The organism is Flavobacterium sp. 9AF (assembly GCF_902506265.1).
Lineage (GTDB): Bacteria > Bacteroidota > Bacteroidia > Flavobacteriales > Flavobacteriaceae > Flavobacterium.
The window spans coordinates 2,146,222-2,171,284 of the sequence record NZ_LR733556.1; the positions used below are offsets into that span (position 1 = coordinate 2,146,222).

At 32.8% G+C, this 25,063-nt stretch carries 21 protein-coding genes; 8 read left to right on the forward strand and 13 right to left on the reverse strand.

Annotated features, from left to right (window positions below; all coding sequences use genetic code 11):
- Positions 1 to 79: 79 nt before the first annotated feature.
- Genes HALO113_RS09675 through HALO113_RS09685 form a run of 3 tightly spaced genes read right to left on the reverse strand, consistent with a single transcriptional unit; the run spans position 80 to position 9,056 of the window.
- Positions 80 to 1,951, reverse strand: coding sequence for an OmpA family protein (locus tag HALO113_RS09675; RefSeq protein WP_159778830.1), 1,872 nt, complete (start codon positions 1,949 to 1,951; stop codon positions 80 to 82).
- Positions 1,952 to 1,968: 17 nt separating this feature from the next.
- The gene (locus HALO113_RS09680; protein WP_159778831.1) at positions 1,969 to 2,907 is read right to left on the reverse strand and encodes a type IX secretion system membrane protein PorP/SprF; all 939 of its coding nucleotides are present in this window, start codon (positions 2,905 to 2,907) and stop codon (positions 1,969 to 1,971) included.
- A 56-nt stretch (positions 2,908 to 2,963) separates the two neighbouring features.
- Positions 2,964 to 9,056, reverse strand: coding sequence for a gliding motility-associated C-terminal domain-containing protein (locus HALO113_RS09685; protein WP_159778832.1), 6,093 nt, complete (start codon positions 9,054 to 9,056; stop codon positions 2,964 to 2,966).
- A 184-nt stretch (positions 9,057 to 9,240) separates the two neighbouring features.
- On the opposite strand from HALO113_RS09685, the gene HALO113_RS09690 reads away from it, so the two are divergent.
- Positions 9,241 to 9,981 carry a UDP-2,3-diacylglucosamine diphosphatase gene (locus HALO113_RS09690; RefSeq protein WP_159778833.1) on the forward strand — a complete coding sequence of 247 codons (741 nt, stop codon included), beginning with the start codon at positions 9,241 to 9,243 and terminating at the stop codon, positions 9,979 to 9,981.
- Here HALO113_RS09690 and HALO113_RS09695 read toward each other — a convergent pair.
- Positions 9,978 to 11,246 carry an MFS transporter gene (locus tag HALO113_RS09695; protein WP_159778834.1) on the reverse strand — a complete coding sequence of 423 codons (1,269 nt, stop codon included), beginning with the start codon at positions 11,244 to 11,246 and terminating at the stop codon, positions 9,978 to 9,980. The two genes, HALO113_RS09690 and HALO113_RS09695, sit on opposite strands and share 4 nt — an antisense overlap.
- Positions 11,239 to 12,948, reverse strand: coding sequence for a single-stranded-DNA-specific exonuclease RecJ (gene recJ / locus HALO113_RS09700; protein WP_159778835.1), 1,710 nt, complete (start codon positions 12,946 to 12,948; stop codon positions 11,239 to 11,241). The genes HALO113_RS09695 and recJ overlap by 8 nt, the downstream gene beginning before the upstream one ends.
- A 140-nt stretch (positions 12,949 to 13,088) precedes the next feature.
- Between recJ and ade the strand changes: the two genes are divergently transcribed.
- Together ade and HALO113_RS09710 are read left to right on the forward strand one after the other, a co-directional pair.
- The gene (gene ade / locus HALO113_RS09705) at positions 13,089 to 14,711 is read left to right on the forward strand and encodes an adenine deaminase (RefSeq protein ID WP_159778836.1); all 1,623 of its coding nucleotides are present in this window, start codon (positions 13,089 to 13,091) and stop codon (positions 14,709 to 14,711) included.
- Between the two features lie 178 nt (positions 14,712 to 14,889).
- Positions 14,890 to 15,243 carry a hypothetical protein gene (locus HALO113_RS09710; RefSeq protein ID WP_159778837.1) on the forward strand — a complete coding sequence of 118 codons (354 nt, stop codon included), beginning with the start codon at positions 14,890 to 14,892 and terminating at the stop codon, positions 15,241 to 15,243.
- A gap of 209 nt (positions 15,244 to 15,452) precedes the next feature.
- On the opposite strand, the gene HALO113_RS09715 is transcribed toward HALO113_RS09710, so the two are convergent.
- The 8 genes from HALO113_RS09715 to HALO113_RS09750 are packed head-to-tail and all read right to left on the reverse strand — an operon-like array spanning position 15,453 to position 19,812.
- The gene (locus HALO113_RS09715) at positions 15,453 to 15,677 is read right to left on the reverse strand and encodes a GIY-YIG nuclease family protein (RefSeq protein ID WP_370519367.1); all 225 of its coding nucleotides are present in this window, start codon (positions 15,675 to 15,677) and stop codon (positions 15,453 to 15,455) included.
- Between the two features lie 6 nt (positions 15,678 to 15,683).
- Positions 15,684 to 16,022: a HopJ type III effector protein gene (locus HALO113_RS09720; RefSeq protein ID WP_159778838.1), complete on the reverse strand. Its 339-nt coding sequence runs from the start codon at positions 16,020 to 16,022 to the stop codon at positions 15,684 to 15,686.
- 13 nt (positions 16,023 to 16,035) lie between these two features.
- Entirely contained in the window at positions 16,036 to 16,461 is a 426-nt protein-coding gene (locus tag HALO113_RS09725; RefSeq protein WP_159778839.1) for an OsmC family protein, read from the reverse strand.
- A 7-nt stretch (positions 16,462 to 16,468) separates the two neighbouring features.
- On the reverse strand, positions 16,469 to 17,140 hold the full coding sequence (locus tag HALO113_RS09730) for a hypothetical protein (protein ID WP_159778840.1): 672 nt from the start codon (positions 17,138 to 17,140) through the stop codon (positions 16,469 to 16,471).
- Between the two features lie 22 nt (positions 17,141 to 17,162).
- The gene (gene rsmI / locus HALO113_RS09735; RefSeq protein WP_159778841.1) at positions 17,163 to 17,840 is read right to left on the reverse strand and encodes a 16S rRNA (cytidine(1402)-2'-O)-methyltransferase; all 678 of its coding nucleotides are present in this window, start codon (positions 17,838 to 17,840) and stop codon (positions 17,163 to 17,165) included.
- Position 17,841: 1 nt separating this feature from the next.
- A complete protein-coding gene (locus tag HALO113_RS09740; protein WP_159778842.1) occupies positions 17,842 to 18,609 on the reverse strand; it encodes a HEAT repeat domain-containing protein in 768 nt (255 codons plus the stop codon).
- Positions 18,610 to 18,611: 2 nt separating this feature from the next.
- Complete coding sequence (locus HALO113_RS09745) at positions 18,612 to 18,971, reverse strand: DoxX family protein (RefSeq protein WP_159778843.1); 360 nt, start codon at positions 18,969 to 18,971, stop codon at positions 18,612 to 18,614.
- 4 nt (positions 18,972 to 18,975) lie between these two features.
- Entirely contained in the window at positions 18,976 to 19,812 is an 837-nt protein-coding gene (locus tag HALO113_RS09750) for a hypothetical protein (protein ID WP_159778844.1), read from the reverse strand.
- A 102-nt stretch (positions 19,813 to 19,914) separates the two neighbouring features.
- On the opposite strand from HALO113_RS09750, the gene HALO113_RS09755 reads away from it, so the two are divergent.
- From HALO113_RS09755 to HALO113_RS09775, 5 genes are all read left to right on the forward strand, one after another.
- A complete protein-coding gene (locus tag HALO113_RS09755) occupies positions 19,915 to 20,511 on the forward strand; it encodes a thymidine kinase (RefSeq protein WP_130736295.1) in 597 nt (198 codons plus the stop codon).
- Positions 20,512 to 22,956: a bifunctional UDP-N-acetylmuramoyl-tripeptide:D-alanyl-D-alanine ligase/alanine racemase gene (locus HALO113_RS09760; RefSeq protein ID WP_159778845.1), complete on the forward strand. Its 2,445-nt coding sequence runs from the start codon at positions 20,512 to 20,514 to the stop codon at positions 22,954 to 22,956.
- Between the two features lie 68 nt (positions 22,957 to 23,024).
- Positions 23,025 to 23,429 carry a large-conductance mechanosensitive channel protein MscL gene (gene mscL, locus HALO113_RS09765; protein ID WP_159778846.1) on the forward strand — a complete coding sequence of 135 codons (405 nt, stop codon included), beginning with the start codon at positions 23,025 to 23,027 and terminating at the stop codon, positions 23,427 to 23,429.
- A 158-nt stretch (positions 23,430 to 23,587) separates the two neighbouring features.
- A complete protein-coding gene (locus tag HALO113_RS09770) occupies positions 23,588 to 24,577 on the forward strand; it encodes an aspartate-semialdehyde dehydrogenase (RefSeq protein WP_159778847.1) in 990 nt (329 codons plus the stop codon).
- 94 nt (positions 24,578 to 24,671) lie between these two features.
- Complete coding sequence (locus HALO113_RS09775) at positions 24,672 to 25,010, forward strand: hypothetical protein (RefSeq protein ID WP_159778848.1); 339 nt, start codon at positions 24,672 to 24,674, stop codon at positions 25,008 to 25,010.
- Positions 25,011 to 25,063 lie beyond the last annotated feature (53 nt).

Sequence of the window (25,063 nt, forward strand, 5' to 3'; positions counted from 1 at the left end):
ATGAGAAAAGCAAAGCCCTTAAAGTAATAACTTTAAGGGCTTCTAAATTTAACTATAAAAATTGCAATTAACTAATTCATTATTTTTTTACAATTAAGAATTCTGAGCGTCTGTTTACAGCATGTTGTTCCTCAGTACATTCATCACAAACTACCTTAGGTTCGCTCTCCCCGAATCCTTGTCCTGAAATTCTATCTTTACTAATTCCTTTAGAAATAATATATTGAACAGTTGCTTTAGCTCGACGATCGGATAAATCTAAGTTATATTTATCTTTACCTCTACTATCTGTATGAGATTTTGCGAAAATAACCATCTCTGGATGCTCATTCATTACTACTACTAATTTATCTAGTTCTTCTGCACCTTGAGCTGTTATGTTACTTTGGTTGAACTCAAAGTAAATAGGTTGTAAAATAACCTCTTTCTCTGTAATAATTGGTTTAATTGGTTCTAAATTAGCATCAACAGTTACAACACCATTTGGTGAGGCAGGCATAGTAAATATTCCATCTTCAAATCCTTCTTTTGATACCTTAAAGCTATATTCTTTATTACATTCAATCTCAAAAATTTGACTTCCTGTACCATCGCTAAAACTATTAGCTACTAAAGAATTAGAGTTATCTAAAACCTTTATTGACGCACTTTCAATTACTTTACCTGTAGTCGCATTTTTTACAATTACAACAGCATTTACTCCACATACAGGAGTAGCCATATATAAATTATCTATTCCTGCATCTCTATTACTAGAAAAAATAGCCATTTTTTTAGAAGCATTGTAACTAAATCCAAAATCATCTTTATTGGTATTTACAGGTTCTCCCACATTAACAGGAACTGTATTAGTATTTAGATTCGCTTCAAATACATCAAAACCACCAAAACCGGGTTGAGCATCAGAAGAAAAATACAATATGTTTTCACTTGTTATAAAAGGGAAACTCTCATTGCCTGGAGTATTTATTTTATCGCCTAAATTTTCAGGTGTACCATATTCATCACCATTTACACTCACTTTCCAAATATCTTCACCACCAAATCCACCAGGCATATCAGAAGAAAAATACAGCGTCTTTCCATCACTACTAATACTTGGATTACGTAATGAATATTCGATATTATTAATAGGTAATGCTTCTAAATTTGACCATTTACCATCTTTTTTAGTAGCCTTGTATAAATACATTCTACCCATTTTAGATTTTTTATCTTCTGATTTTTCAAATTTATTCTCATTAAAGCTTTCACTAGTTATATACATCGTATTCCCGTCTGTAGTAAAAGTAGCAGGACCGTCATGCCATTTCGTATTTACACTTTCTACAAGAGTAGGTTCGCTTGTTGAACCGTCTTCGTTGTAAATTGCCTGATATAAATCTAAATAAGGCTGATCATTCCATCCATAGGTTTTTCTCGCTTCATTTCTTGCGCTAGTAAAATAGATTGTATTATCATCGTTTATAACACCTCCAAAATCGGATTTAGTACTACTTAAACTTGAAGGTTTGATATCAAACAGTGGTCTTTTTGATTTCAATTCCGTTAAATAATCAGGGTCATTTTTAAAAGCAACGGCTCTTTCGTCTTTTGGCTCTAATTGTGCAAATTGCTGCATTTGTCTATTGGCTGCATCATAATTTCCTTCAGCTTTAAGCATTTGAGCATATTTATAATATACCTCAGCATCTTTAGGACTATTTTCAATTAATTTTGCATACCATTTTATGGCTTCAGATGTATTAAAAACATTATAATAACTATCGGCTAATCTTTGTTGAATATAACTGTCTTCAACTCCTTTCTCTGTTAATTTTAAATAGGCAGAAGCTGCATCTATATATTCAAATCGATTGTATAAATTATCAGCATCTTTTGTTTTTGCGTTTTGTGCACTTAGTATTCCACTAGCGATTACAAAACTTAAGGTTATATATAGTTTCTTCATTTCTTATCGCTTTTAAATTAAAAATATCGTGGTGAACGAGACACTTTTTTCGATAAATTCAAATCGAATAACAAAATAATCTCATGAGAAGATGGAGTAGTAACTTTTAAATCAGATACAATATGATCGTAAGCGTAACCCACTCTTAAACTAGGTGAAATAGCATAATTAATCATAGCTCCGAAACTATCATCTATTCTATAAGTAGCTCCAATTTCAAATTTTTGATTGAATAAGAAATTTGCAGATAAGTCTAAAGAAGGAGATACTTCAAACGCAGATTTTAACATAAAGAAAGGTTTAAACTTTATTTTATCGTTTAAATCAAAGACATATCCTCCTGTTAAGAAATAATGACTCGTCTCTGCACCAAATTCATATTGATTACCTGAATCATTAACTGTCAAATGTGTTTTCTTTAAAAAATTTGGAACAGAAAAAGCAACATAGTAATTATCAGAATAGAAAAACATTCCTGAACCTAAGTTAAAATAAGTATTACTCACATTTTGACCAAAAGCTGGGTCAATTATAAAATTATCTTGGAGAGACGGATCAACATCGCTTAGCAAACCGATTTTCTGCATAGTCAAACCCGCTTTAATACCAAAAGCTAATTTATGTGCATCCCCTAAATTTAAAGTATAAGAAAAATCTCCAAAAACATTGTTTTCTTCTACTGGACCTAATTTATCTGAAACTACAGATAATCCAAGTCCTACATTTTTACCTGTTGGTAAATGTCCAAAAAGTGTTGCGGTTGTAGGTGCATCTTCAATTTCAATCCATTGTTTTCTATACAACAACCCCATTGAAAGCGTTTCTTTAGACCCTGCATAAGCTGGGTTTATTACACTCATATTATACATATATTGAGTATAGTGCGGATCTTGTTGCGCTAAAGTATCAATTGTAAAACCAAACGCAATTATAGCAACTAATATTAGTTTTTTCATTATTAATATTTTGTGATTAAGCAGCTTTCATTTTATCAATGAAAGCTGCAATATTTTTATTCCCCTTTATTGATATATACCCAACCAGTAGAGCTTTCTCTGTCATAAAATTCTATGCTAAAATAATATGTCCCAGAAGGTAATACATTACCATTATCTTGTTTACCTCCCCATTCATCAACATAATCATTTTTAGAGTAAACCTTAAGACCGTATCTATTAAACACTTCCACTTTTTTAACATTAAAAGCAGATAAATCCCAAGTATCATTATTACCATCACCATTAGGAGAGAATCCTTTTGGAATGGTACATCCTTTTATAGATATATCAATTGTGGTTGTAGCAGCACAAAAGGCAACATCAGGAGTAAAAGTATAAGTTGAATTCCCAACTAAAGAGGTATTAATAGTAGATGGATTCCATGTTCCTGTAAAACCTTCTATTGAAGTTAGTGGTAATTCTGTGGATAAAGAACCCGAACATAATTCTGCTATAGGATTAAAAGTAGGTATTGCTTTTTGATCAATTACAACAGATAAAGTTCCAGTACTAGCACATTGCCCTGCATCTGGGGTAAAAGTGTAAGTAAAATTACCTGAAGCTGATGTGTCTATATCTACTGCATCCCAAGTTCCTGTATATCCTTCTAATGAATTACTAGGCAGATCATTATCTGTAGATCCCTCGCATAGTGAGATTACATTAAATGTTGCAACTGTACTTGAATTAATTACAATATCGAATGTTTCAGTACCTGCATTAATACAATTAGATGTATCCACAAGAACTGAATATGTAATAGTATAATTACCTGATGTACTATTTAAAACATTAATTTCTCCAGTATTCATATCAATATCTAAACCAGTAGTATTAGATGTAAAAGTACCCCCAGTTGTAAATCCAGCAACAGAAGTATCAGGAAGCAAATTAACATGGTCTTCACAAACTGGAGTTGTATAAGTAAAATTTAAAACTGGCTCACTAAATACAGGTGCATTTACCACAACACCTAATGGATCTGAAGTACAACCTGTAACAGAATCAAAAGCAACTACAGTATATGCACCTGGTGCAACATTTGTAAATAAAGGGTTAGTTTGTACTATAGGATTTAAACCATCACTTAAAGTAAATTGATAACTAGATAAAAATAAACTATAATTACCTACATCTGAATAATCAAATACAGTTGTAGTCCAATCTGTAGCATTCCAATCTGCTGGATCAAAAGTTGTAGAAGGTAAAATAGTTCCTGAGGCTATTCTTCTATAATTATATCCTACACCATAAGGCAAAATAGTACCATCTGTATTACCCCAAACATCTACATCCACATTAGCTAAGTCTGTCAATCTAATATTATCATTATTATTTATATTGAAACCTGTAAATGACAAATTAGGAACTATACCAGCTACATTAGCTGAACTTCCAATTTTAACTATCACTACGTCATCATTATTTAACATTCCAGACAAAACATATTCGTTGGTAGCTGGTCCTGGATAACCTCCTCCATTATATAACCTTAGTTTATAACTGCTTAAATCTACAGTTGCTCCTGTTCCATTATAAATCTCTATATAAGTTAAAGAACCAGATTGAGCATCAGTAACTTCAGAGATAAACAAGTCAGTTGGGTAATTCAACTGATTAATCAACGGTGAAGTCACTTCTACTTCTCCTGTTTGAACAGCACAAGTAGGCTGAGTGACAGATGCAGTTGGTACTGGAACTGTAACAATTGTCACATTTGCCGTTACACCACTTAATGTGCTTGAACAAGTGGTAGTATTATTGGTAATATCTAACAATTGTACTTCTATATTATTGGTTGGAGCTGGAATAGTAATAGTATGAGTACCCATTGCATCTAATACTAAAGGAGGATTATTATTACCATTAATAGTATAATTTACAGTTGCATTTGGAGTTCCATTTATTATAAATTGAGCATCACTTCCAATACAAACAATATTATCAGCTGCAACAAAACTTGTAATTGTAGGTAATGGATTCACAACCACTATATCAGTATTTGTTAATGGTATATTACATACTGCATTATGTATGTCTATTAAAGCTAGATTAACATTACCCACTACAGGATTAGTTACAGTAATTGTTCCAATTCCAGTATTATCTAAACTTAATGGTGCTTGAGGCATACCATTTATACTGTATTGTACTTGAAAATTTGGAGTACCAGTAACAGTAAACACAGCATTTTCACCGAAACAAATTTCAGAATTGTTTGTTATTTGGGTTATTGAAGGAGAAAAATCTGTAATAACTATTGTTGTCATATCAGAAATCACACATCCATTAATCTCAAAATTAAAATTATCATACGTTCCAGCATTTAATCCTGTAATTATTATTTCTCCATTAGAATTTGCTGTAAAGTTTGTTGGCCCTACAGCTATTGAATCATCATTATAAGTCACGCTATAAACATCACCAGCATTAAAACCAGAAACAGTTATAGATGCATTAGAACTACCACATTCTTCATTAGTGAATGTAAATGTTGGTGTATTTTGAATAGTAAAACTTGCTTTGAAATTATTTCCTGCATTATTAATGATTATAGTGTCATCACAATCAGTTGTACTATCATTATCTCCAACTAAATCAAAATAAACGTCAATTATGTAATCGCCAGGAGCATTAGCTGCTAAATTAATGTTTAAAATATTTGAATCAACTCTCCATTTTTGGTCACCATCATTACATGTACCACCAGTTGGAAAATTCCCAGTTACACAACTATCATAAAGTGTCATTGGCACTTGTGTATAAGAAGGTGTTCCACCAACCGGATAAATTGAATAATAGAGATTCGCACCACATACATTAGAAGCTGTAGTTTTAAAAGATTTTAACTCCGCTCCATTAAAGAATAAATTACCTGAACCTTGAACAAATGTACCATAATCGTTATTTGGAAAAACATTTGTAAGTGGGCCAATACTTGTTGTACCTGAGCCAGTAATATTAAAAAATTCACCTCCTGGAGTAGTTTCACAGCTTTCTATATGTACTGCAGTAGCAATAGAGTTGAATGTACATGCTGCAGTAACTTCGACATCTATCGTTATAACTTCTGCACATTGAAAAGATGCATCAGGGGTAAAAGTATATTGAGTTATTCCTGAAGTAGCTGTGTCAATAGTTGCAGAAGGTGTCCATATTCCTTGTACGCCATTATTAGAAGTATTAGATAAAACTACAGGCGTATCTCCTTGACAAAATGGTCCAGGAACAGTAAATGAAGGTATTGTTTTTTCTAATACGGTTACTTCAATAAAATCTGCAGTAGCACAAAGTGCATTCGTATCTGTTGATTCGACATTAATTGTATATGTCCCTGGAGCTGGAGGTGTGAATACCACTGTATTACCTGTTGTTGCATTTAATCCAACACTTGGAGTCCAGTTATATACTCCATTACCACCTGTAACATCAAGTGTTAAAGTCTCATCAACACAAATTGTCGTGTTAGCCTGGGTGATTTGAACGTCTGTTGTTGTAGATCCACCAGAAGTTACAGTAACCGAGTAATCACAAACTGCTCCTGCAAAACCGTCAATCATTAAATAATATGTTTGACCTGGCACTAAACCATTAAATGTTAAAGAATTTGTACCTACAGTCATTTGAAAGAAACATCCAATAACATTTAATGGGCCTGAACCTGGGGTTGCAGCACTAAAAATCATAAATTGGATATCACTTCCATTAAAACAATTTCCTACTAATACATCCATAGAAATTGAAGTAGATGTAGCTTGGAAAATTAAAAAAGAATTATTTTCAATAGAACCACAGAAAGCCGTGTTTAATTCTGGCCAGTTATTTTCATCGGTGTATGCTGCTGAAGTATTTCCGCAATAACCATTTAAATTACAAACAGGTGCAGCTTGAGGCACATCATCACCCGCAGGTACTGATCCACCACAACCTGGAAATAATGTTGTAAAACTTGCTGGTCCTGACCAAAAACTATAATCTCCACCTCCACAATCTGCTCTAACATAAAATTCATAAGCCGTATTAGGGTCTAGTCCACTAACCGTAAATGGCATTGTGGGAGCATTTATAATTGTAGAAGCACCTGTTGGATATCCTAAAATTACTGGTTGAACAACAATTTGCCAAGTAGTTGCAGAACCTGCCTCATTCCAAGAGAGAGTTGCCCCTGTATCTGAAATTAAACCTACAGTTAAATTAGTTGGATTAGGACAGGTTGGAGGCACTATACATTGAATTGATGCGTCCCATCCTGCTGTTTGTGTAAATCCATTAGATACAAATTGAAACGTTAAACAACCATTTGCTGCTGTTGAAACTAAAATTGGAGGTAGATTTGTACCTGTATATGTTCCTAAAACTGGGGCAGCTGTTGTACTACCATTATAAACAGTTAGGACATCATTAGTATCTAAATTAAATGAATTAAAAAATGCAGCAACTGTATTTCCAGGTACATCTGGACAAATCGTTGTTATAATATTTTCATTAGCGGCATAAGTTCCGTTTAATCCTCCTGTATCATAAAAATGATCACCAGCACAATAATCTGGTGCAGTTGTAAATGTTGTTCCTACTGACCAGTCACTTATATCTGAAGCCGAACATCTTGCACGCACATATACTACATAATCAGTATAAGATTGTAAACCTGTAGCTAAGTAAGAATATGGTGGTCCTGCAGATGTAATACCTTGATTTGTTGGAGTAGTTCCAGCTGTAGGTGGTGTTGCAGGTGCAGGCACAATATAAATATCCCATTCTGGTGCACCAATATTATGATTCCAAGTAATAGTACCACTGTCTGGAGTTAAAGATGTATAGGTTACCTCTATAGGTTTAGGACATGTTGGAAAAGGTTGACATATAACATTTGCTGTCCAACCTGGATTAGTTACAGAAGTATCACTTCTAAATCGGAAAGTTAAACATCCTTGCGCGTTTGTAGCCTCAAAAGGTCCTGGTATAGTTGTACCCCAAAAACCACCAGGAAGACCACCAGGAACATTCCCTGGTCCATTAGTACTTGCTATTTGTGGCGAAGTAATACTAGGTCCATCATAAACATATAATGCATCCCAATTAGCCTCTGTATTAAAACTGGTAAAAACAACTGTTACAAAATCACCTGGATTATCTGGACATAATGTAATTATATAATCTGAATTATTGGGATAATTAGCAGAAACACCACCTTCATCTATATAGTTACCTCCACAACCTGGTGGTAATGCCGATGTAGTAAAACATTGTGGTCCAGACCAACCGCTCACATTGTCGCTTGAACATAATGATCTTACATAAAAACAATAAGTAGTTAAAGGTGATAATCCAGTAAGGTTATAAGGAGGCCCTGAATTTACAGCTACAGTAGTTCCTGTGCCTTGAGTAAAACCATTTGGTCCATATTCTATTTCCCATTGCGTTGCGGTACTTGGACTAGTCCAATTCAAATTAGCTGAAGTAGATAATGGGGTTGCAGATAAATTTGTATTATCTAAACATTTAGAATCAATATTCACATTATCAATAAACCATCTATCACCATTGTCATTTATCATTACAAAAGCAACATAAATTTGAGAACCAACCGGATAAGTAGCCAATGGTATATCAACTACTTTCTGTATATAAGTAGTCTGCTCAGCAACTGTAGTTCCATTCATTAATGTAGATTCATCCCATGTTTGAATAGTCGTATAATTTGCTGCAGTAGTTTGAGTTCCATTAGAAGGGTTTATTCTAACCGAAAAAGTACTTCCTTGAATACCTGCTTGAGTTAGTTTAGTATAAAATCTAATTTGCCCGTTAGCTGGAACGGTTACAAAATCTGTAACCAACCAATCTTCAGCAAGTGTACCATCTACAACATTTTCTCTGTTTAGATAGGCAGCTCTGGAACCTGCATACTGTTGACCTGCAGGGGAAACACCCCAACGCTGTGCGGTTCCAATTCCATTGTCAAATACTGCCCAGTTACCAGAACCCAATGCCCAAACACTTGGACTAGGACCTGCTACTGGCACAGAAGTACCTTCAAATCCTTCAGACATTTGTCCAAAGGATGCAAAAGTTAAAATTGACATGAAAAAAAGTAGTAATTTTTTCATTCTATAATGTTTTAGTTAAAATTTGATTAATATTTCAAAGTTAACAATTAAATAATGTTAATAAACATCTATCGGTAAAATGTATTTTTTCATCGTTAAAATACATTTATTAACAATTAACTAATCTCCTTTTTTTTATCTATTTTTGCTTTTCAAAATCAAATCATTAAAAAATAAGTTTAAATTGAAAATCTATTTTGCTTCCGATCAACATTTAGGTGCTCCTACTCCTGAAAAAAGTTTCCCAAGAGAACAGAAATTTGTAGCATGGTTAGATTATGTAAAACAAGATGCAACCGCTATTTTTTTATTAGGTGATTTGTTTGATTTTTGGTTTGAATACAAAACTGTTGTTCCAAAAGGTTTTGTTCGGGTTTTAGGCAAACTAGCTGAAATAAGGGATTCAGGAATACCAATTTATTTTTTTGTTGGAAATCATGATTTATGGATGCATGATTATTTTGAAAAAGAATTAAATATTCCTGTTTATCATGACAATCAAGAATTTACATTTAATGAAAAAACTTTTTTAATAGGTCATGGAGACGGAAAAGGACCTGGTGACAAAGGCTATAAAAGAATGAAAAAAGTGTTTACCAACTCTTTTTCAAAATGGCTTTTTAGATGGTTACATCCCGATATTGGAGTTCGTTTAGCGCAATATTTATCTGTTAAAAACAAATTGATTTCTGGAGCAGAAGATGTTAAATTTTTAGGAGAGGAAAACGAATGGCTTGTTCAATATGCCAAACGAAAATTGGAAACAAAAAACTACCATTATTTTGTTTTTGGACATCGTCATTTACCCATGATTATCGACCTAAATGAAAACTCAAAGTATATTAATCTTGGAGATTGGATTGGTTATTTTACTTATGGTGTTTTTGACGGAGAACATTTCGAATTAAAAGATTTTAAAAATTAAGATTCTTTTTCCAAGTCCTCTATCTCTTTCTCTAAATCCAAATTTCTAAATTTCGGTGACACATAAGCAGTTACCAAAACAGTTCCAATAGTCATACATCCACCAAAAACAACTGCTCGCACTGCACCCATTAATTTAGCCGTTACTCCACTTTCAAAAGCACCTAATTCGTTAGAAGAACCAACAAAAATTGAATTTACAGAAGACACTCTACCTCTCATATGATCTGGTGTATGCAATTGTAAAATAGTACTTCGAATAACAACCGAAACCCCATCCGCAACTCCACTTAAGAACAAAGCAAAGACTGAAACCCAAAAAATTTCCGACAAACCAAAAAGGATAATACTTCCTCCAAAAATAAATATCGCAATCAGTAATTTTTTACCGGCATTTTTATTTAATGAAAAATAAGCTGAAGCCAACATGGTTACAATAGACCCAACAGCAGGTGCAGCTCTTAAAATACCAAAGCCTTGAGAACCTACCTTTAAAATATCTTGGGCAAAAACAGGTAATAACGCAACTGCACCGCCAAACAAAACAGCAAACATATCTAAAGAAAGTGCTCCTAAAATAGTATGGTTTTTAAACACAAAACGCACTCCTTCTTTTAAACTTTGAAAGACTGGCTCTCCAATTTTAGGATTTAAAATGGGCTTTCTTTCAATTTGACTTAACCCCAATAATGCCAAAACTGTAAAACCAAAAACCAAACACATGGACCAATGAACTCCCATAAAACTTATTGAGACCCCTGCCAATGCTGGTCCAAACATTGCGCCCATTTGCCAAGTAGAACTACTCCAAGTGGCAGCATTTGGATATGTTTTTTTGGGAACTATTAAGGATAACAATGAAAAAACTGTAGGACCTATAAAGGCTCTAACCAAACCTCCCAAAAAAACCAATGCATAAATGATAAGCAATACATTTGAAACCGACAATGCTTTTTGAATACTAGGAATCGTAATCAAAAAAAGCCCTAAACTTACTGTAGAAAAACCTAATAAACATTTTACTAGCAATGATTTTTTCTCGTTTTGATCTACTATATGTCCTGCGAACAATGCCATTGCAACTGCAGGAATAATTTCCATTAGACCTATAAATCCTAAGGACAACGGGTCTTTTGTTATACTATATACTTCCCATTCAATAATTACAAACTGCATGGCCCAAGCAAAAACCATAGCAAAACGCATGAATAAGAAAAAACGAAATTCTTTAAAACGCAAGGCTGCGTAAGGGTCTTTTTTAGCCATTTTTCTCTTTTATTGCTCTAACATTCAATTGCAAACTCACTTGATTATTCCATTCATTTTCATCAACTACATACGCCATTTGAAATTCTTTTTTACTTTGTACCAAAGGCAAATATTTTCCTAATCCAAAACCAATGGCACCAATCCCTGCTTCCTGCGAGGTTTCAAATTGCTTTACATACAGTTTTAAATGTTCACCTTCACTACCTAATGTTTTGGCAAAACCGGTATCAAAAACTGAAGTACTCATAAAAACAGGATGCATATTTTGGGGACCAAAAGGTTCAAACTCTTTTAAAATTCGAATTAATTTTGGTGTAATATCCGAAAAATCAATTTCCATATCTATTGTAATTTCAGGAATTAATAGTTCGGGATTAATGGTGTCTTTTACCACATCTTCAAAGGCTTGTTTAAAAACCGAATACTTTTCTTCTTTTAATGTCATTCCTGCAGCATACATATGCCCTCCAAACTGTTCTAAATGATGCGAACATGCTTCCAAAGCCTGATACACATCAAAATCTTGAACTGATCGTGCAGAAGCGGCTAACTTATCACCACTTTTGGTAAACACTAATGTTGGTCTATAATAGGTCTCTGTCAAACGAGATGCTACTATTCCTATAACCCCTTTATGCCAATCCTCATTATACACTACTGTTGTAAATCGAGTCTCTTCTTTGTTTTCTTTAATTTGATGAAGGGCTTCTTTGGTTATTTGTTTGTCTAAACCTCTACGTTCTGCATTGTTTTCTTCAATTTCTTGAGCAAAGGTTTCGGCTTGTTTTAAATCGAACTCGGTTAACAACTGAACCGCATAATCGCCATGCTTTATTCTTCCCGCTGCATTAATTCTTGGCGCCACTATGAAAACTACATCGGTAATAGTTAAAGTCTTCTTTTTCACATTTTGAACCAAAGCTTTAATTCCGGGTCTTGGATTCGAATTGATAACTTCCAAACCAAATTTAGCCAAAACCCTATTTTCACCAGTCATGGGGACGATATCTGCCGCAATAGCTGTAGCCACTAAATCCAAATACGGTACTAAGTCCTGAATCGTTTGCCCCTTATTTCTCCCTAAAGCTTGTATCAATTTAAAACCTACTCCACAACCGCACAATTCATCATAAGGATACGTACAATCTTCTCTTTTGGGATCTAAAACAGCAACGGCATCTGGCAAAATGGCTCCAGGTCGATGGTGATCACAAATAATAAAATCAATTCCTTTTTCTTTTGCATAAGCCACATGATCAACTGATTTAATCCCACAATCTAAAGCTATAATTAGTGTAAACCCATTGTCTTCTGCAAAATCAATTCCTTGAAATGATACACCATATCCTTCTAAATAACGATCTGGAATATAAGTCGCTACATTGGAATAATCGGTTTTTAAATAACTTGAAACCAAGGAAACGGCCGTTGTTCCGTCAACATCATAATCTCCAAAAACTAAAATATTTTCTTGATTTGCGATAGCAGTTTCAATACGAGCCACTGCTTTATCCATATCTTTCATTAAATACGGATCGTGAAGGTCATTTAAAGTGGGACGGAAAAAAGATTTAGCTTGTTCAAACGTTTCAATGCCTCGTTGAACTAATAATGTAGCAATGATTTCGTCTACCTGAAGAACTTCTTGTAAGGCTTGTACTTTTTCTTTATTTGGCTTTGATTTTAAGTTCCAACGCATGTTTGTTAATTTTAGAAATTTGAGTTTTCTTTTTGGCTTATACAATTGAAAAACAAATTTACTATTAAAATTGATGTTGGCTTATTTTAATACCAATAAAATTTAGTTAATTTTGAACTCATTACTTTCAAAACTAAAGCATGCAAATTCAAGGACAAATTGTAGATATCGCAAACAAAAAAATATTTTCAGGAGAAATTACCGTTGAAAATGGAAACATTACATCCATTGTACCCAAAGAACATCAAGTAAAAAACTACATCCTTCCAGGTTTTATCGATGCTCATATTCATATTGAAAGTTCGATGTTAGTTCCTTCAGAATTTGCTAAAATTGCTGTACTACATGGTACTATTGGTACCATTTCTGACCCACATGAAATTGCGAATGTATTGGGAAAAGAAGGCGTTTATTATATGATTGAAAACAGTAAGAAAGTACCTTTAAAATTTCATTTTGGAGCACCCTCTTGTGTACCAGCCACCTTTTTTGAAACTGCTGGTGCTGTTATTGATGCAAATGATATCAAAGAATTATTAGCTTCACCCGACATTCATTATTTAGCAGAAATGATGAATTACCCTGGTGTTTTATTTGATGATGCCGAAGTTTTAAAAAAAATGGAATGGGCTAAACACTTTAACAAACCAATAGACGGTCATGCTCCTGGCTTACGAGGGGAACCGTTACAAAAATATATTGCTGCTGGAATTACAACAGATCATGAATGTTTTACTTATGAAGAAGCTAGTGAAAAATTAGCACTCGGCATGAAAGTAATTATTCGGGAAGGAAGTGCAGCTAAGAATTTCGAAGCATTGATCGATTTATTGCCAGAGCATTATGAAAACATGATGTTTTGTTCCGATGATAAGCATCCAGATGATTTAATTGTCAGTCATATTAACGCATTATGTGCTAGAGCTGTAAAAAAAGGAATTGATCTTTTTAAAGTATTGCAAGCTGCTTGTATCAACCCGGTGCATCATTACAAAATGAATGTAGGTATTTTACGAGAAGGTGATTTTGCTGACTTTATTGTAGTGGAAGATTTGGTTGATTTTCAAGTATTACAAACCTACATTAATGGTGAACTAGTGGCCGAAAATGGCACTTCTAAAATAGCAGATATTGATTTTGAAACACCTAATAATTTTAGCACTTCTTTTAAAAAGCCAGAAGATTTTGAAATGAAGAGTTCAGCCAAAACCATTCGCGTGATTGAAGCTCTAGAAGGCCAATTAATCACAAATGAACTCCATCATAACGCTTTTTTAAAAGATGGAAAATTAGTTTCAGATACAAAGAATGACATTTTAAAAATGGCAGTAGTAAATCGGTACGAAAATGCTCCAATAGCAGTAGCTTTCATTAAAAATTTCGGTTTAAAAGAAGGAGCTATAGCGAGTTCGGTTGCACACGATTGCCACAATATTGTTGTCGTAGGTACTTCTGACGAAGAAATTTGTAGCGCTGTTAACCTCTTGATCGAAAATAAAGGAGGTGTTTGTGCCGTAAATGGTGCTGAAAAAAAGGTATTGTCTTTACCTGTTGCAGGTATTATGAGTGCCAAAGACGGTTGGGAAACAGGTAAATTATACCAAGAAATTGATGCAAAAGCCAAATCATATGGTAGCACCTTGCATGCTCCTTTTATGACGCTTTCTTTTATGGCTTTATTAGTTATTCCAGATTTAAAACTTTCTGATAAAGGTTTGTTCAGTGGAAATAGTTTTTCTTTTGTGGATTTGCAAGTGGAATAGTAATAAAGTTGTTGGTTGTTGGTTGTTGGTTGTTGGTTACAATATAAAAACAAATATGATTTACATTTTCAATCACATGAAATGGTATAGCCGAAAAATTATACCTTTCATTGGTATACTATTCTTTATAAATTGTACCCAAAACAAAGAGGATTTAGTTTATTTATTTCCTTCAAAAATGAAGGTTATTACAAACACAGAAATAGATTCGTTATGCGATAAAGTTTTCACTCTTCAAAGTAGCTTTTCAAGTGAAAAAAATCTGCAAGATATACCATTAGATTCGGTAGTTTTTAAAAAAGAGGGCAGTATTTATTCTTTCAACAAAAAAGTAGGCACTTGGCAAACAGACAGAACAATTTATTTATCAAATTACAAAAGAAAGTTCTATTTTAATTATATTACAAAGAATAGCTTAAGAATATATTCGAGATACCAAATCGAAAAGGATACCACTTTAAAACAAATAAAACTTCATTTAGTAAGCGAAAAAAATAGGAAATCCGAACCTGAAAGTGAATTTGATTTTTAAAAAATCATTATTTTATTTTCTTGCTATGTCATTTCGACTAAAGGGAGAAATCACATAAAGACCTTTAATTCAATCAAAATGATAATTTAAAAACTCAAAACTAGCATTAAACCGTTTTATTAATTCTAGTTTTTTATCTCTACGCCATTTTTTTAATTCTTTTTCTCTTGCAATTGCTTCTTCCACCCAAACAAATTTTTCATAATATACTAAAATTGCAAATTATATTTAGCTGCAAAAGTTTTATTTCCAAGTTCTAAATTTTCTTTATGTTGAAACATTCTTTGTTTCAAATTATTTGTCATACCAATATAAAAAGTCGATCTATATTTATTTGTAATAATATAAACATAATAAGAATGGAAACCTAATTGAGGATTAAACTCATTCATGATATTAATTGATGCGATTTCTCCATTCAGTCGAAATGACAATTTGAATTATTTCAATTCCAAAGCATTTCCTTCAAAAGAAATACCTTCCCAACCCGAGTTGATAAAATTTCTAATATTTTGATGATCCATTTCTTTTGGTGTTGCTAATACTTTTTGATAATGTTCCCCAAATAAAAACAAGGTGTCTTTTTCATTTAATTGGTACATTTTAGCAAAAGAAAACACTTTACACGAACCGTTATTGCTATTGGCTTCGTTTGTTACAGTTCCATTTGTAAAAGGGGTTGGTGTAAATATAAAATGAGTATCTATAGTAGCAATTACTTCTGAGAAAGCTACCATTTCAGCTTTTTGGACTGCTTCAATCAAATTAGAAATCGTCATATAAAAGAAGGAATTAATCGTGATGAAAAATAGTTTTAATTTCTATTTTGGCAAATTGTCGAAACATTTCCATGACACCACAATATTTTTCTACCGATAAATTCACCGCTTTTTGAAGCTTATTTTCGTCTAGATTCTTCCCATAAAAATGATATTCAACCGTAACCGTATCGTATACTTTTGGATGTTCTTCGGTTAAATTAGCAATCGTTTCAATTTTAAAGTCTTTAACTTCTAGCTTCATTTTTTCAATTAAAGAAGCCACATCCAAACCCGAACAACCTGCTAAGGATGACAACAGTAATGCTTTTGGTCGTAAGCCAGCTCCTGCTCCACCATGTTCTGGAGCAGCATTGATTAAAAAGGTTTCCCCACTAGGATTTGTAGATTCAAATTGCATTTTTCCTTTCCAAGTGGTAGTGGTTGAATGTGTTGTCATGTTGTATCTAGTTTTTAATGAAATAAACAAAAGCTATTTGCAATAAAATAGCAACCACAAAAATGATTCGAATAGTCTTAACATGATTGATTGAGAAAACTTTCTCGTTGAAAAAAGCATTGGTTTTTCCAACTAAATAATTCACTTTTTGTTCCTTTTCTTGTGAAATAAACTCTTTATTAATAACGTCTATATACTCAACTAATGGAATTTTAGAAACCAAATAATTAATCCCTTTTACAATTATTTTGGGAACATTTTCATAAGAACTGTTAATAATTTGAGGAATATTTACAATTTGATTTACGGTCATTCCTGCTTTAGTTTTTGCACCAGCCTCTAACTTATCGATTACACTTTCCGCGAATTTCAATTTGAAAGTTTCTAATTTATCAAAGTAAATTTTACCTGCTTCAAGAAGCACTTGATGATATCTTTTTGTCGTGGCTCGAAAAGTAGACACTATTCCTACAATTAAAATAAGAATTACTAATACTATTTTATAAGCAATTATATCTCCAACAAATAGATAAACTAAACCTGTAATCAAAAAAATCAAATTGAAAACGATAAAGAAAATTAAGGTTTTGGTTACTTTAAAAACTGATGAAGCTGATAACTTAGACGCTTCTTTTAACAACGGGAGACTCTGCTTTAATTTTTCTTGAATTTTTTCCATTACTTTTTTATTTCAAACTTTTTTATTTTAAATTTTTTCCAGCCACACAAACCACAATTTCTCCTTTTGCAGGTTTGGCTTCAAAATGTTGTAAAACTTCTTCAGCTGTACCACGAATTGTTTCTTCATGCAATTTCGACAATTCTCTGGAAACTGTAACTCTTCGTTCGGCACCAAAATATTGCACCAATTCGGCTAATGTTTTATTTAATTTATGTGGAGAAACATATAAAATCATGGTTCGGGTTTCTTCCGCCAAGGCTAAAAAACGCGTTTGTCTTCCTTTTTTATCGGGTAAAAAACCTTCAAAGACAAATTTATCATTGGGCAAACCACTATTTACTAATGCAGGTACAAAAGCAGTGGCACCAGGCAAACATTCTACAGCCACACCATTTTCGACACACGCACGCGTTAACAAAAAACCAGGATCGGAAATAGCAGGTGTGCCTGCATCGCTAATTAAAGCAATGGTTTCACCAGCTTGCATTCGTTTTACTAAATTATCCACCGTTTTATGCTCGTTATGCATGTGATGGCTGTGCATGGGTGTGTTAATTTCAAAATGTTTCAACAGTTTTCCACTATTGCGTGTATCTTCGGCTAAAATCAAATCCACTTCTTGGAGCACTTTAATGGCTCTAAAAGTCATGTCTTCAAGATTTCCAATTGGCGTTGGTACTAAAAAAAGTTTTCCCATATTATTTTTTAAAATTTAAATCAATATATGTTATTACCTCTTCTTGTGATAAAGCGCTAAATTTGGCATATCTTTTTTCGCTATGCACATCCACAATTTCATCTAGCGCATCTAAAACTAGCATTTTATTTTCCCAAGAATTTAGATGAACAATTACTTTAGGCAAGCAATTTTTCTTATAACTTATTTGACCTATAACATGAATTAAAGTATTCCTAACCCTCTTAGTGGTATCATTCTGCAATTCTTTTAACAAAGGTAGAATATCTTCTGGATGTGTCCTTCCTCTCAATTCAATTCCATGACAAATTTCTCTTCTTACTTCTTTATCATCGTGATGTAAATATTGTTTCGCCCAATTTAGAATTGGTTTTGGATTTTTCTCGCTCATTTTTTTTACAGAGCCAATTACTGCATTGCGCACACAATGATGTTCGTCAAACAACCCATTATCAAAAAACCAAACTACATCTTCAAAATAATATTTCCCTATTTCACCAGCTGCATTCACTACCGTTTGCCTTATTTTTTCATTTTCCCTTTCAAATAAGTTGCGCAACATTTCTAAAATAATTTGTTGCAAATAGAGGTTTGCATTATATATTTTACCAACTGCTAAATAAGCGTTTTTTCTAATATAAGTATCTTCATCAGAAAAATAGACTTCTAAATTTAGGGATGACTTATTTTTAAAATCTGAACGAATTGCCTCAGTAATTTGCGCTACTAATTGTTCTCTCTCTGTTTTTGACAAATCATAAAAAGCCATAATTAACTTCTAACTTTTTTACCTAGAAAATAAGAAATCAATAAAAACAGAAAGGCAAAAAGAGCCATATTTTGACCACCATCTTTAATCATATAATGTGCAAAAAAAGCAAGTAGAATTTCAAAAAAGAAGGCAGCATAAGCCCATTCTTTTAATGTCTTGTTCCAATTTGTCAAAATCACAACTACTCCAGTTATTTTAAGAACAGCCAATGGATAAATGAGATAATTTGGATATCCTAATTTTTCAAAATAACTTTTGATTATTTCATATTTCGAGAGATACATCACTGATGAATATATCATTAGCAATGAAAACAATACAGTAAAAATCCAATATAAAAACTTCAGATATGTATGCATTATTTTAATTAAACTTGCGTTCAATAATTTCTAAAAAACGCGTTTCATATTCTTCTTTACCTTCCCAATTATCGTAATCAGGCTTCACAAAATCATTGATAAAATCTTTGGCTTCCTCGAAAGAATCGAAAGTATTCAATTGCGATAAAACTCGATTGAAATCTTGCGCACTTCCGCCAAACAATCTCTTTTCGAAAGCAATACGATCGTTTAACCCAAAAGAAATGCCTCGGGTTAATCTATCATTTAACGATAGGGTTCTCGGTTCTTCATCAAAAGTCTTCTTGGCTTCAAAAATAGTTTCGGATTCTATCTTTTCAGGTTGAATAGCTTCTATAATCTCTTTAATAGGTTCTTCAATTACCTCTTTTACTGGCGAAGTAGTTTCAATTTTTTCAAAAGAAACATCAGCAATTTTTTCAATTTCTTTTGGTAAATCTTCGACTTTTACAAAATCAACCTCTTTATAGTCATTCATAAACACACCTTCAAATAAAGCGGGTTGTTCTTTTTGCTCTTCCTCTTTTAAAATAGGCTCCTCTTCCATTTCTTCGACTTCCTCAACAACTTCTTCTTTCATTTCCACAGGCGCTTCCGTTACAATTGGGGTTGCTCTTTTTACTTCTTCGACAACAACGGGTGCTTCCAATTTTGCTTCTAATTCCTCTTGCGAAACCTGGTCTTTGATGGCTTCAAAATTTTCTTCGTAGAAACGTAAAATAGTTAATTGCTCATATAATTTTTTGGCTTCTTCTTGCAATTGTTTAGTTTCTGAACGATTTTTTAATTTTAAAACACGATGTGCAATACTGATTAATTCGGCTTCTAATTTTTTCTTCATAACTTTATAGAATAGAAATTGAATATATGGGTGGTTTTTTAATAAATTTGTTCCCATTACAAAAATAGCAGAAAATACTATTAATCGACTGAAAAAAACAAAATGTTTCTAGAAAATACAGTAAACCAATCTGAACAATTTGGCTGGATAGAAGTTATCTGCGGGTCGATGTTTTCAGGAAAAACAGAAGAGTTAATTCGCCGTTTGAAAAGAGCTCAATTTGCCAAACAAAAAGTAGAAATTTTTAAACCCGAAGTAGATACTCGTTATCATGATGAAATGGTAGTTTCGCATGATGCGAATGAAATTCGTTCCACACCTGTTCCTGTCGCTGGAAACATTCGTATTTTAGCACAAGGCTGTGATGTGGTGGGTATTGATGAAGCTCAATTTTTTGATGACGAAATTGTATCAGTTTGTAACGATTTAGCGAATAGTGGTATTCGTGTTATTGTAGCGGGTTTGGATATGGATTTTAAAGGCAATCCTTTTGGTCCGATGCCTAATTTAATGGCTACAGCCGAATATGTAACCAAAGTACATGCGGTTTGTACGCGAACTGGAAACCTAGCCAACTATAGTTTTAGGAAATCACAAGATGAAAAATTAGTTTTACTTGGAGAAACCGAAGAATACGAACCTCTTAGTAGAGCTGCCTTTTATAAAGCTTTAAAAGAAAACAAAGAAGCCAAAGAATAAGTGACCTTTTCTATTCAAAATATTATTCCTCATATCCAGGCAAAAATCTCAGGTATCGCTGATGATTTAACCATTGAGAACATTTCAATTGACAGCCGTTCGTTACAAAATAATGCTGGAACTTTATTTTTTGTTTTAAAAGGGCAAAACCATGACGGTCATCATTATATTCCTGAACTGATACAAAAAGGAGTTCGCTTTTTTGTAGTAGAAAAAGTACCTGAAAATTATCTGGATAAAGCCACATTTTTAGCAGTTCAAAATACTACTGAAGCGTTACAAAAAACGGCAAAATATTATCGTAACCTCTTTCATTTTCCCATCATTGGAATTACTGGAAGCAATGGAAAAACAATAGTGAAAGAATGGCTGAATTTCTTACTCAGTCCGGATTATAGTATTGTAAGAAATCCTAAAAGTTACAATTCACAAGTAGGTGTTCCCTTGTCTATTTTTGGAACCAATGAAAATCACAATCTAGGTATTTTTGAAGCTGGAATTTCTCAAAAAAATGAAATGAGGAATTTGGAAAACATAATCCGTCCTACTATTGGAATTTTTACCCATATAGGAGTTGCCCATGAAGAGGGATTTCATTCCTTAGAAGAAAAAATAGTTGAGAAAACCCAACTTTTTACTTCTTGTGAAGTGGTAATTCTTCCAAAAAATGAAGTAGTGGAAAAGTACATTCAAGTACCCACATTTACTTGGAGTCTTACAGATAAAGAAGCAATCGTTTTTGGAACTATAAAAACTCAAAAAAACCAAAAAACCATTATTCAAATACACTATCAAAACAACAGTTTTGAAGTAACCATTCCTTTTCAAGACAGCATCGCAGTAAACAATGCTATGACGTGTATTGCTACTTTATTGTACTTAAAAATTGATACCCAAGTTATACAAGAACGCATTCAAAAATTATATCCTGTTGAAATTAGGTTACAAGCCAAAAAAGGAATTAACGGTTGTGTATTAATTGACGATTCCTATTCTTCAGATTACCAATCCTTAAAAATTGCTTTGGATTTCTTAGAGCAACAAAAATTACATTCTAAGAAGACCATCATACTTTCTGATATTTTCCAAGGAGGTTTGCCTATTGATAAACTCTATCAAAAAGTAGCATTGGCCATTCAAAATAATAATATTGACCGAATTATTGTCATTGGGGAAACCATTTCAAAACATTTATCGGAATTGCCCAATATAATTGCTTTTAGCACAACTATAGATTTTCTAAAACAGTTCAATACACAATCTTTTCAAAATGAAACCGTTTTAATAAAAGGAGCACGCAGTTTCAACTTTGACGAAATTGTGGTGCTTCTAGAAGAAAAAAAGCACGAGACTGTTCTTGAAATTAATTTGGATGCGTTAACGCACAACCTCAATTTTTATAAATCCAAACTCCATTCAAACACCAAAATCATGGTGATGGTGAAAGCATTTGGTTATGGAAATGGTGGTTTTGAAATAGCCAAACTACTGGAACATAATTCCGTTGATTATTTAGGTGTCGCTTTTGCAGATGAAGGTATCGAATTGAGAAAAGCAGGCATTACATTACCCATTATGGTATTGAATCCTGAAAACAGTAGTTTTCCAGCCATGATTGCTTATGATTTAGAGCCAGAAATTTACTCGATTACGGGTTTACAAGCTTTTTTACAATTGGCCCAACAAAAAAATATTACTTCCTATCCTATTCATATTAAATTAGATACAGGCATGCATCGATTAGGGTTTGAAGCAAATGATATGGATACATTAATTTCTCTTTTACGCAACAATAATTTTGTAACTGTGAAAAGTGTTTTTTCCCATTTATCGGCATCAGATGATACCCATTTTGATGATTTTACACAGTTACAATTTGAACGCTTTCATGCACTTTCGCAAAAAATTATAAAAACTTTAGACATTCAACCTATTCGTCATATTTTAAACACTTCTGGTATTTTTAATTATGCCCAAGAAATGCAATTAGAAATGGTACGATTAGGAATTGGATTATATGGCATGGGCAACTCAAAAGCAGAAAGGAACAATCTTCAAAATGTAAGTACTTTAAAAAGTGTAATTTCTCAAATTAGAGCAGTTAAGGAAGGAGAAAGTATTGGCTACAGCCGAAAATTCATGGTAAAAAAAAGCATGAAAGTAGCGACCATTCCTATTGGATATGCAGATGGTATTCGAAGAGCTTGGGGAAATGAAAAAGGGTATGTTGTCATAAAAAATCAAAAAGCTCCTATTTTAGGTAATATTTGTATGGATATGCTTATGGTAGACGTTACTTCCATTTCTTGTATCGCAGGTGATGAAGTAATTATTTTTGGGGAAAGCCCCAATATTACTGAAATTGCAACAGTAACTGAAACCATTCCTTACGAAATCTTAACAGGAATTTCGCAACGTGTGAAACGGGTTTTTTATAAAAATTAAAAATATGTTAATTTTTTCACTAAATTAGCTTATAAATAACCCTTTAATTAACTAAAACAAACAAAATTATGCTTAAAGAATTTAAAGAATTTGCACTTAAAGGCAATTTAGTGGACATGGCCATTGCCTTTGTAATGGGAGGTGCATTTGGAAAAGTGGTTACCGCTTTTGTAGAGAAAATGTTTGCTCCTATAATAGGACTATTGTTAGGTGGTATCGATTTAAATGATAAAAAACTAGTATTAAAAGATGCAATTGTAGATACAACTGGAGCTGTTACAACACCAGAAGTAGCTATAGAATGGGGCACTTTTTTAACTGCCGTTATTGACTTTACAATAGTTGCATTTGTAATGTTCTTGATTATCAAAGCTATGAATAAATTAAAAAAACCAGCAGAAGCTCCTGCTGCACCAGCTGGACCAACACAAGAGGAATTATTAATTCAAATTAGAGATTTATTAAAAAAATAAATAGTCCGCTACACTACATATTCTAACTAAACCCTGAAATTGATTCAGGGTATTTTTTTTAAAAAAATGTTACAAATATAAATTTTTGTGAAATATTTTTTTTCCAGTAATTCTACCAAAATTATTCTATATTTTTGCATCACTAAATTCACAAAAAAATGAAAGTTGCAGTAGTTGGTGCTACCGGAATGGTTGGCGAAATCATGCTTAAAGTATTACAAGAAAGAAATTTTCCTGTAAGCGAATTAATTTTAGTTGCTTCTGAAAAATCGATTGGAAAAGAAGTAGCTTGGAATGGTAAAACCTATAAAGTAGTTGGTTTACAAACTGCTGTAGATATGAAGCCTGAAATTGCTGTTTTTTCTGCAGGTGGAGAAACCTCTTTACATTGGGCTCCAAAATTTGCTGAAGCAGGCACTACCGTTATTGATAACTCTTCGGCATGGAGAATGGATGCGACTAAAAAACTTGTGGTTCCAGAAATTAATGCTTCCGTATTAACTAAAGAAGACAAAATTATTGCCAATCCTAACTGCTCTACTATTCAAATGGTTATGGCTTTGGCACCACTTCATAAAAAATATAAAATTAAAAGAATTGTTGTTTCAACCTATCAATCCATTACAGGAACAGGTGTAAAGGCAGTAAAGCAATTAGAAAATGAATATGCAGGTGAAAAAGGAGAAATGGCTTATAAATATCAGATTCATAGAAATGCGATTCCACAATGTGATGTTTTTGAAAACAATGGGTATACTAAAGAAGAAATGAAATTAGTTCGTGAAACCCAAAAGATATTAGATGACAAAACAATTGCAGTAACTGCTACGGCTATTCGTATTCCTGTAGTAGGCGGACATAGTGAAGCTGTAAATGTAGAATTTGAAAATGATTTTGATGTAGCAGAAGTAAGACAATTATTACATCAAACAGATGGTGTTACGGTTCAAGACAATTTAGACACTTTTACTTATCCAATGCCTTTATATGCTGAAGGAAAAGATGATGTTTTTGTAGGAAGAATTCGAAGAGATGAAAGTCAGCCCAACACTTTAAATTTATGGATAGTTGCAGATAATCTTAGAAAAGGAGCTGCAACCAATACCATTCAAATAGCGGAATATTTAATTAAAAACAAATTAGTTTAAATTCAATATAAAAAATGTTAAATAAAGAGTATTCTAAAAAGATACTCTTTATTATTTTATAACCAATTGATTTTTGTTATTATATTTGCGCTTCATGAAGCAAAAGATTGCCATACTAAATTTTGTATTGATGTTTTCGGTTATTTTAGCCGTGAGCTATCAATCATTACATATTTTGCATCACCATTCCAATCCCATTATCGAAAAAACGGATAGCGCATTAAATAAAAAAAAATTCAAAATAAAAATAACAGAAAAAGAAGAGTGTCACATTTGTGATTTTAAATTTGCTTCTTTTCTTTCACCAAAAACTTTCACTTATTCTTTCTACGTTCCTTTTAAAGAAAGTCCGTATTCTTTTAGTGTTAAAGAAGCGCTTTCATTCTTTTGTGGAAGTTTATTTTCGTTAAGAGGTCCACCTAGTTTCATTTAATCATATTCACAATTTTGCACAATAGAGCAAAATACATTTCACAGATAAACAGT

Excerpts from the sequence above, each read along its gene's own strand:
- HALO113_RS09675 (WP_159778830.1), bottom strand. The coding sequence starts at position 1,951 with ATGAAGAAACTATATATAACCTTAAGTTTTGTAATCGCTAGTGGAATA.
- HALO113_RS09680 (WP_159778831.1), bottom strand. The coding sequence starts at position 2,907 with ATGAAAAAACTAATATTAGTTGCTATAATTGCGTTTGGTTTTACAATT.
- HALO113_RS09685 (WP_159778832.1), bottom strand. The coding sequence starts at position 9,056 with ATGAAAAAATTACTACTTTTTTTCATGTCAATTTTAACTTTTGCATCC.
- HALO113_RS09695 (WP_159778834.1), bottom strand. The coding sequence starts at position 11,246 with ATGGCTAAAAAAGACCCTTACGCAGCCTTGCGTTTTAAAGAATTTCGT.
- recJ (WP_159778835.1), bottom strand. The coding sequence starts at position 12,948 with ATGCGTTGGAACTTAAAATCAAAGCCAAATAAAGAAAAAGTACAAGCC.
- ade (WP_159778836.1), top strand. The coding sequence starts at position 13,089 with ATGCAAATTCAAGGACAAATTGTAGATATCGCAAACAAAAAAATATTT.
- HALO113_RS09710 (WP_159778837.1), top strand. The coding sequence starts at position 14,890 with ATGAAGGTTATTACAAACACAGAAATAGATTCGTTATGCGATAAAGTT.
- HALO113_RS09720 (WP_159778838.1), bottom strand. The coding sequence starts at position 16,022 with ATGACGATTTCTAATTTGATTGAAGCAGTCCAAAAAGCTGAAATGGTA.
- HALO113_RS09725 (WP_159778839.1), bottom strand. The coding sequence starts at position 16,461 with ATGACAACACATTCAACCACTACCACTTGGAAAGGAAAAATGCAATTT.
- HALO113_RS09730 (WP_159778840.1), bottom strand. The coding sequence starts at position 17,140 with ATGGAAAAAATTCAAGAAAAATTAAAGCAGAGTCTCCCGTTGTTAAAA.
- rsmI (WP_159778841.1), bottom strand. The coding sequence starts at position 17,840 with ATGGGAAAACTTTTTTTAGTACCAACGCCAATTGGAAATCTTGAAGAC.
- HALO113_RS09740 (WP_159778842.1), bottom strand. The coding sequence starts at position 18,609 with ATGGCTTTTTATGATTTGTCAAAAACAGAGAGAGAACAATTAGTAGCG.
- HALO113_RS09745 (WP_159778843.1), bottom strand. The coding sequence starts at position 18,971 with ATGCATACATATCTGAAGTTTTTATATTGGATTTTTACTGTATTGTTT.
- HALO113_RS09750 (WP_159778844.1), bottom strand. The coding sequence starts at position 19,812 with ATGAAGAAAAAATTAGAAGCCGAATTAATCAGTATTGCACATCGTGTT.
- HALO113_RS09755 (WP_130736295.1), top strand. The coding sequence starts at position 19,915 with ATGTTTCTAGAAAATACAGTAAACCAATCTGAACAATTTGGCTGGATA.
- mscL (WP_159778846.1), top strand. The coding sequence starts at position 23,025 with ATGCTTAAAGAATTTAAAGAATTTGCACTTAAAGGCAATTTAGTGGAC.
- HALO113_RS09770 (WP_159778847.1), top strand. The coding sequence starts at position 23,588 with ATGAAAGTTGCAGTAGTTGGTGCTACCGGAATGGTTGGCGAAATCATG.
- HALO113_RS09775 (WP_159778848.1), top strand. The coding sequence starts at position 24,672 with ATGAAGCAAAAGATTGCCATACTAAATTTTGTATTGATGTTTTCGGTT.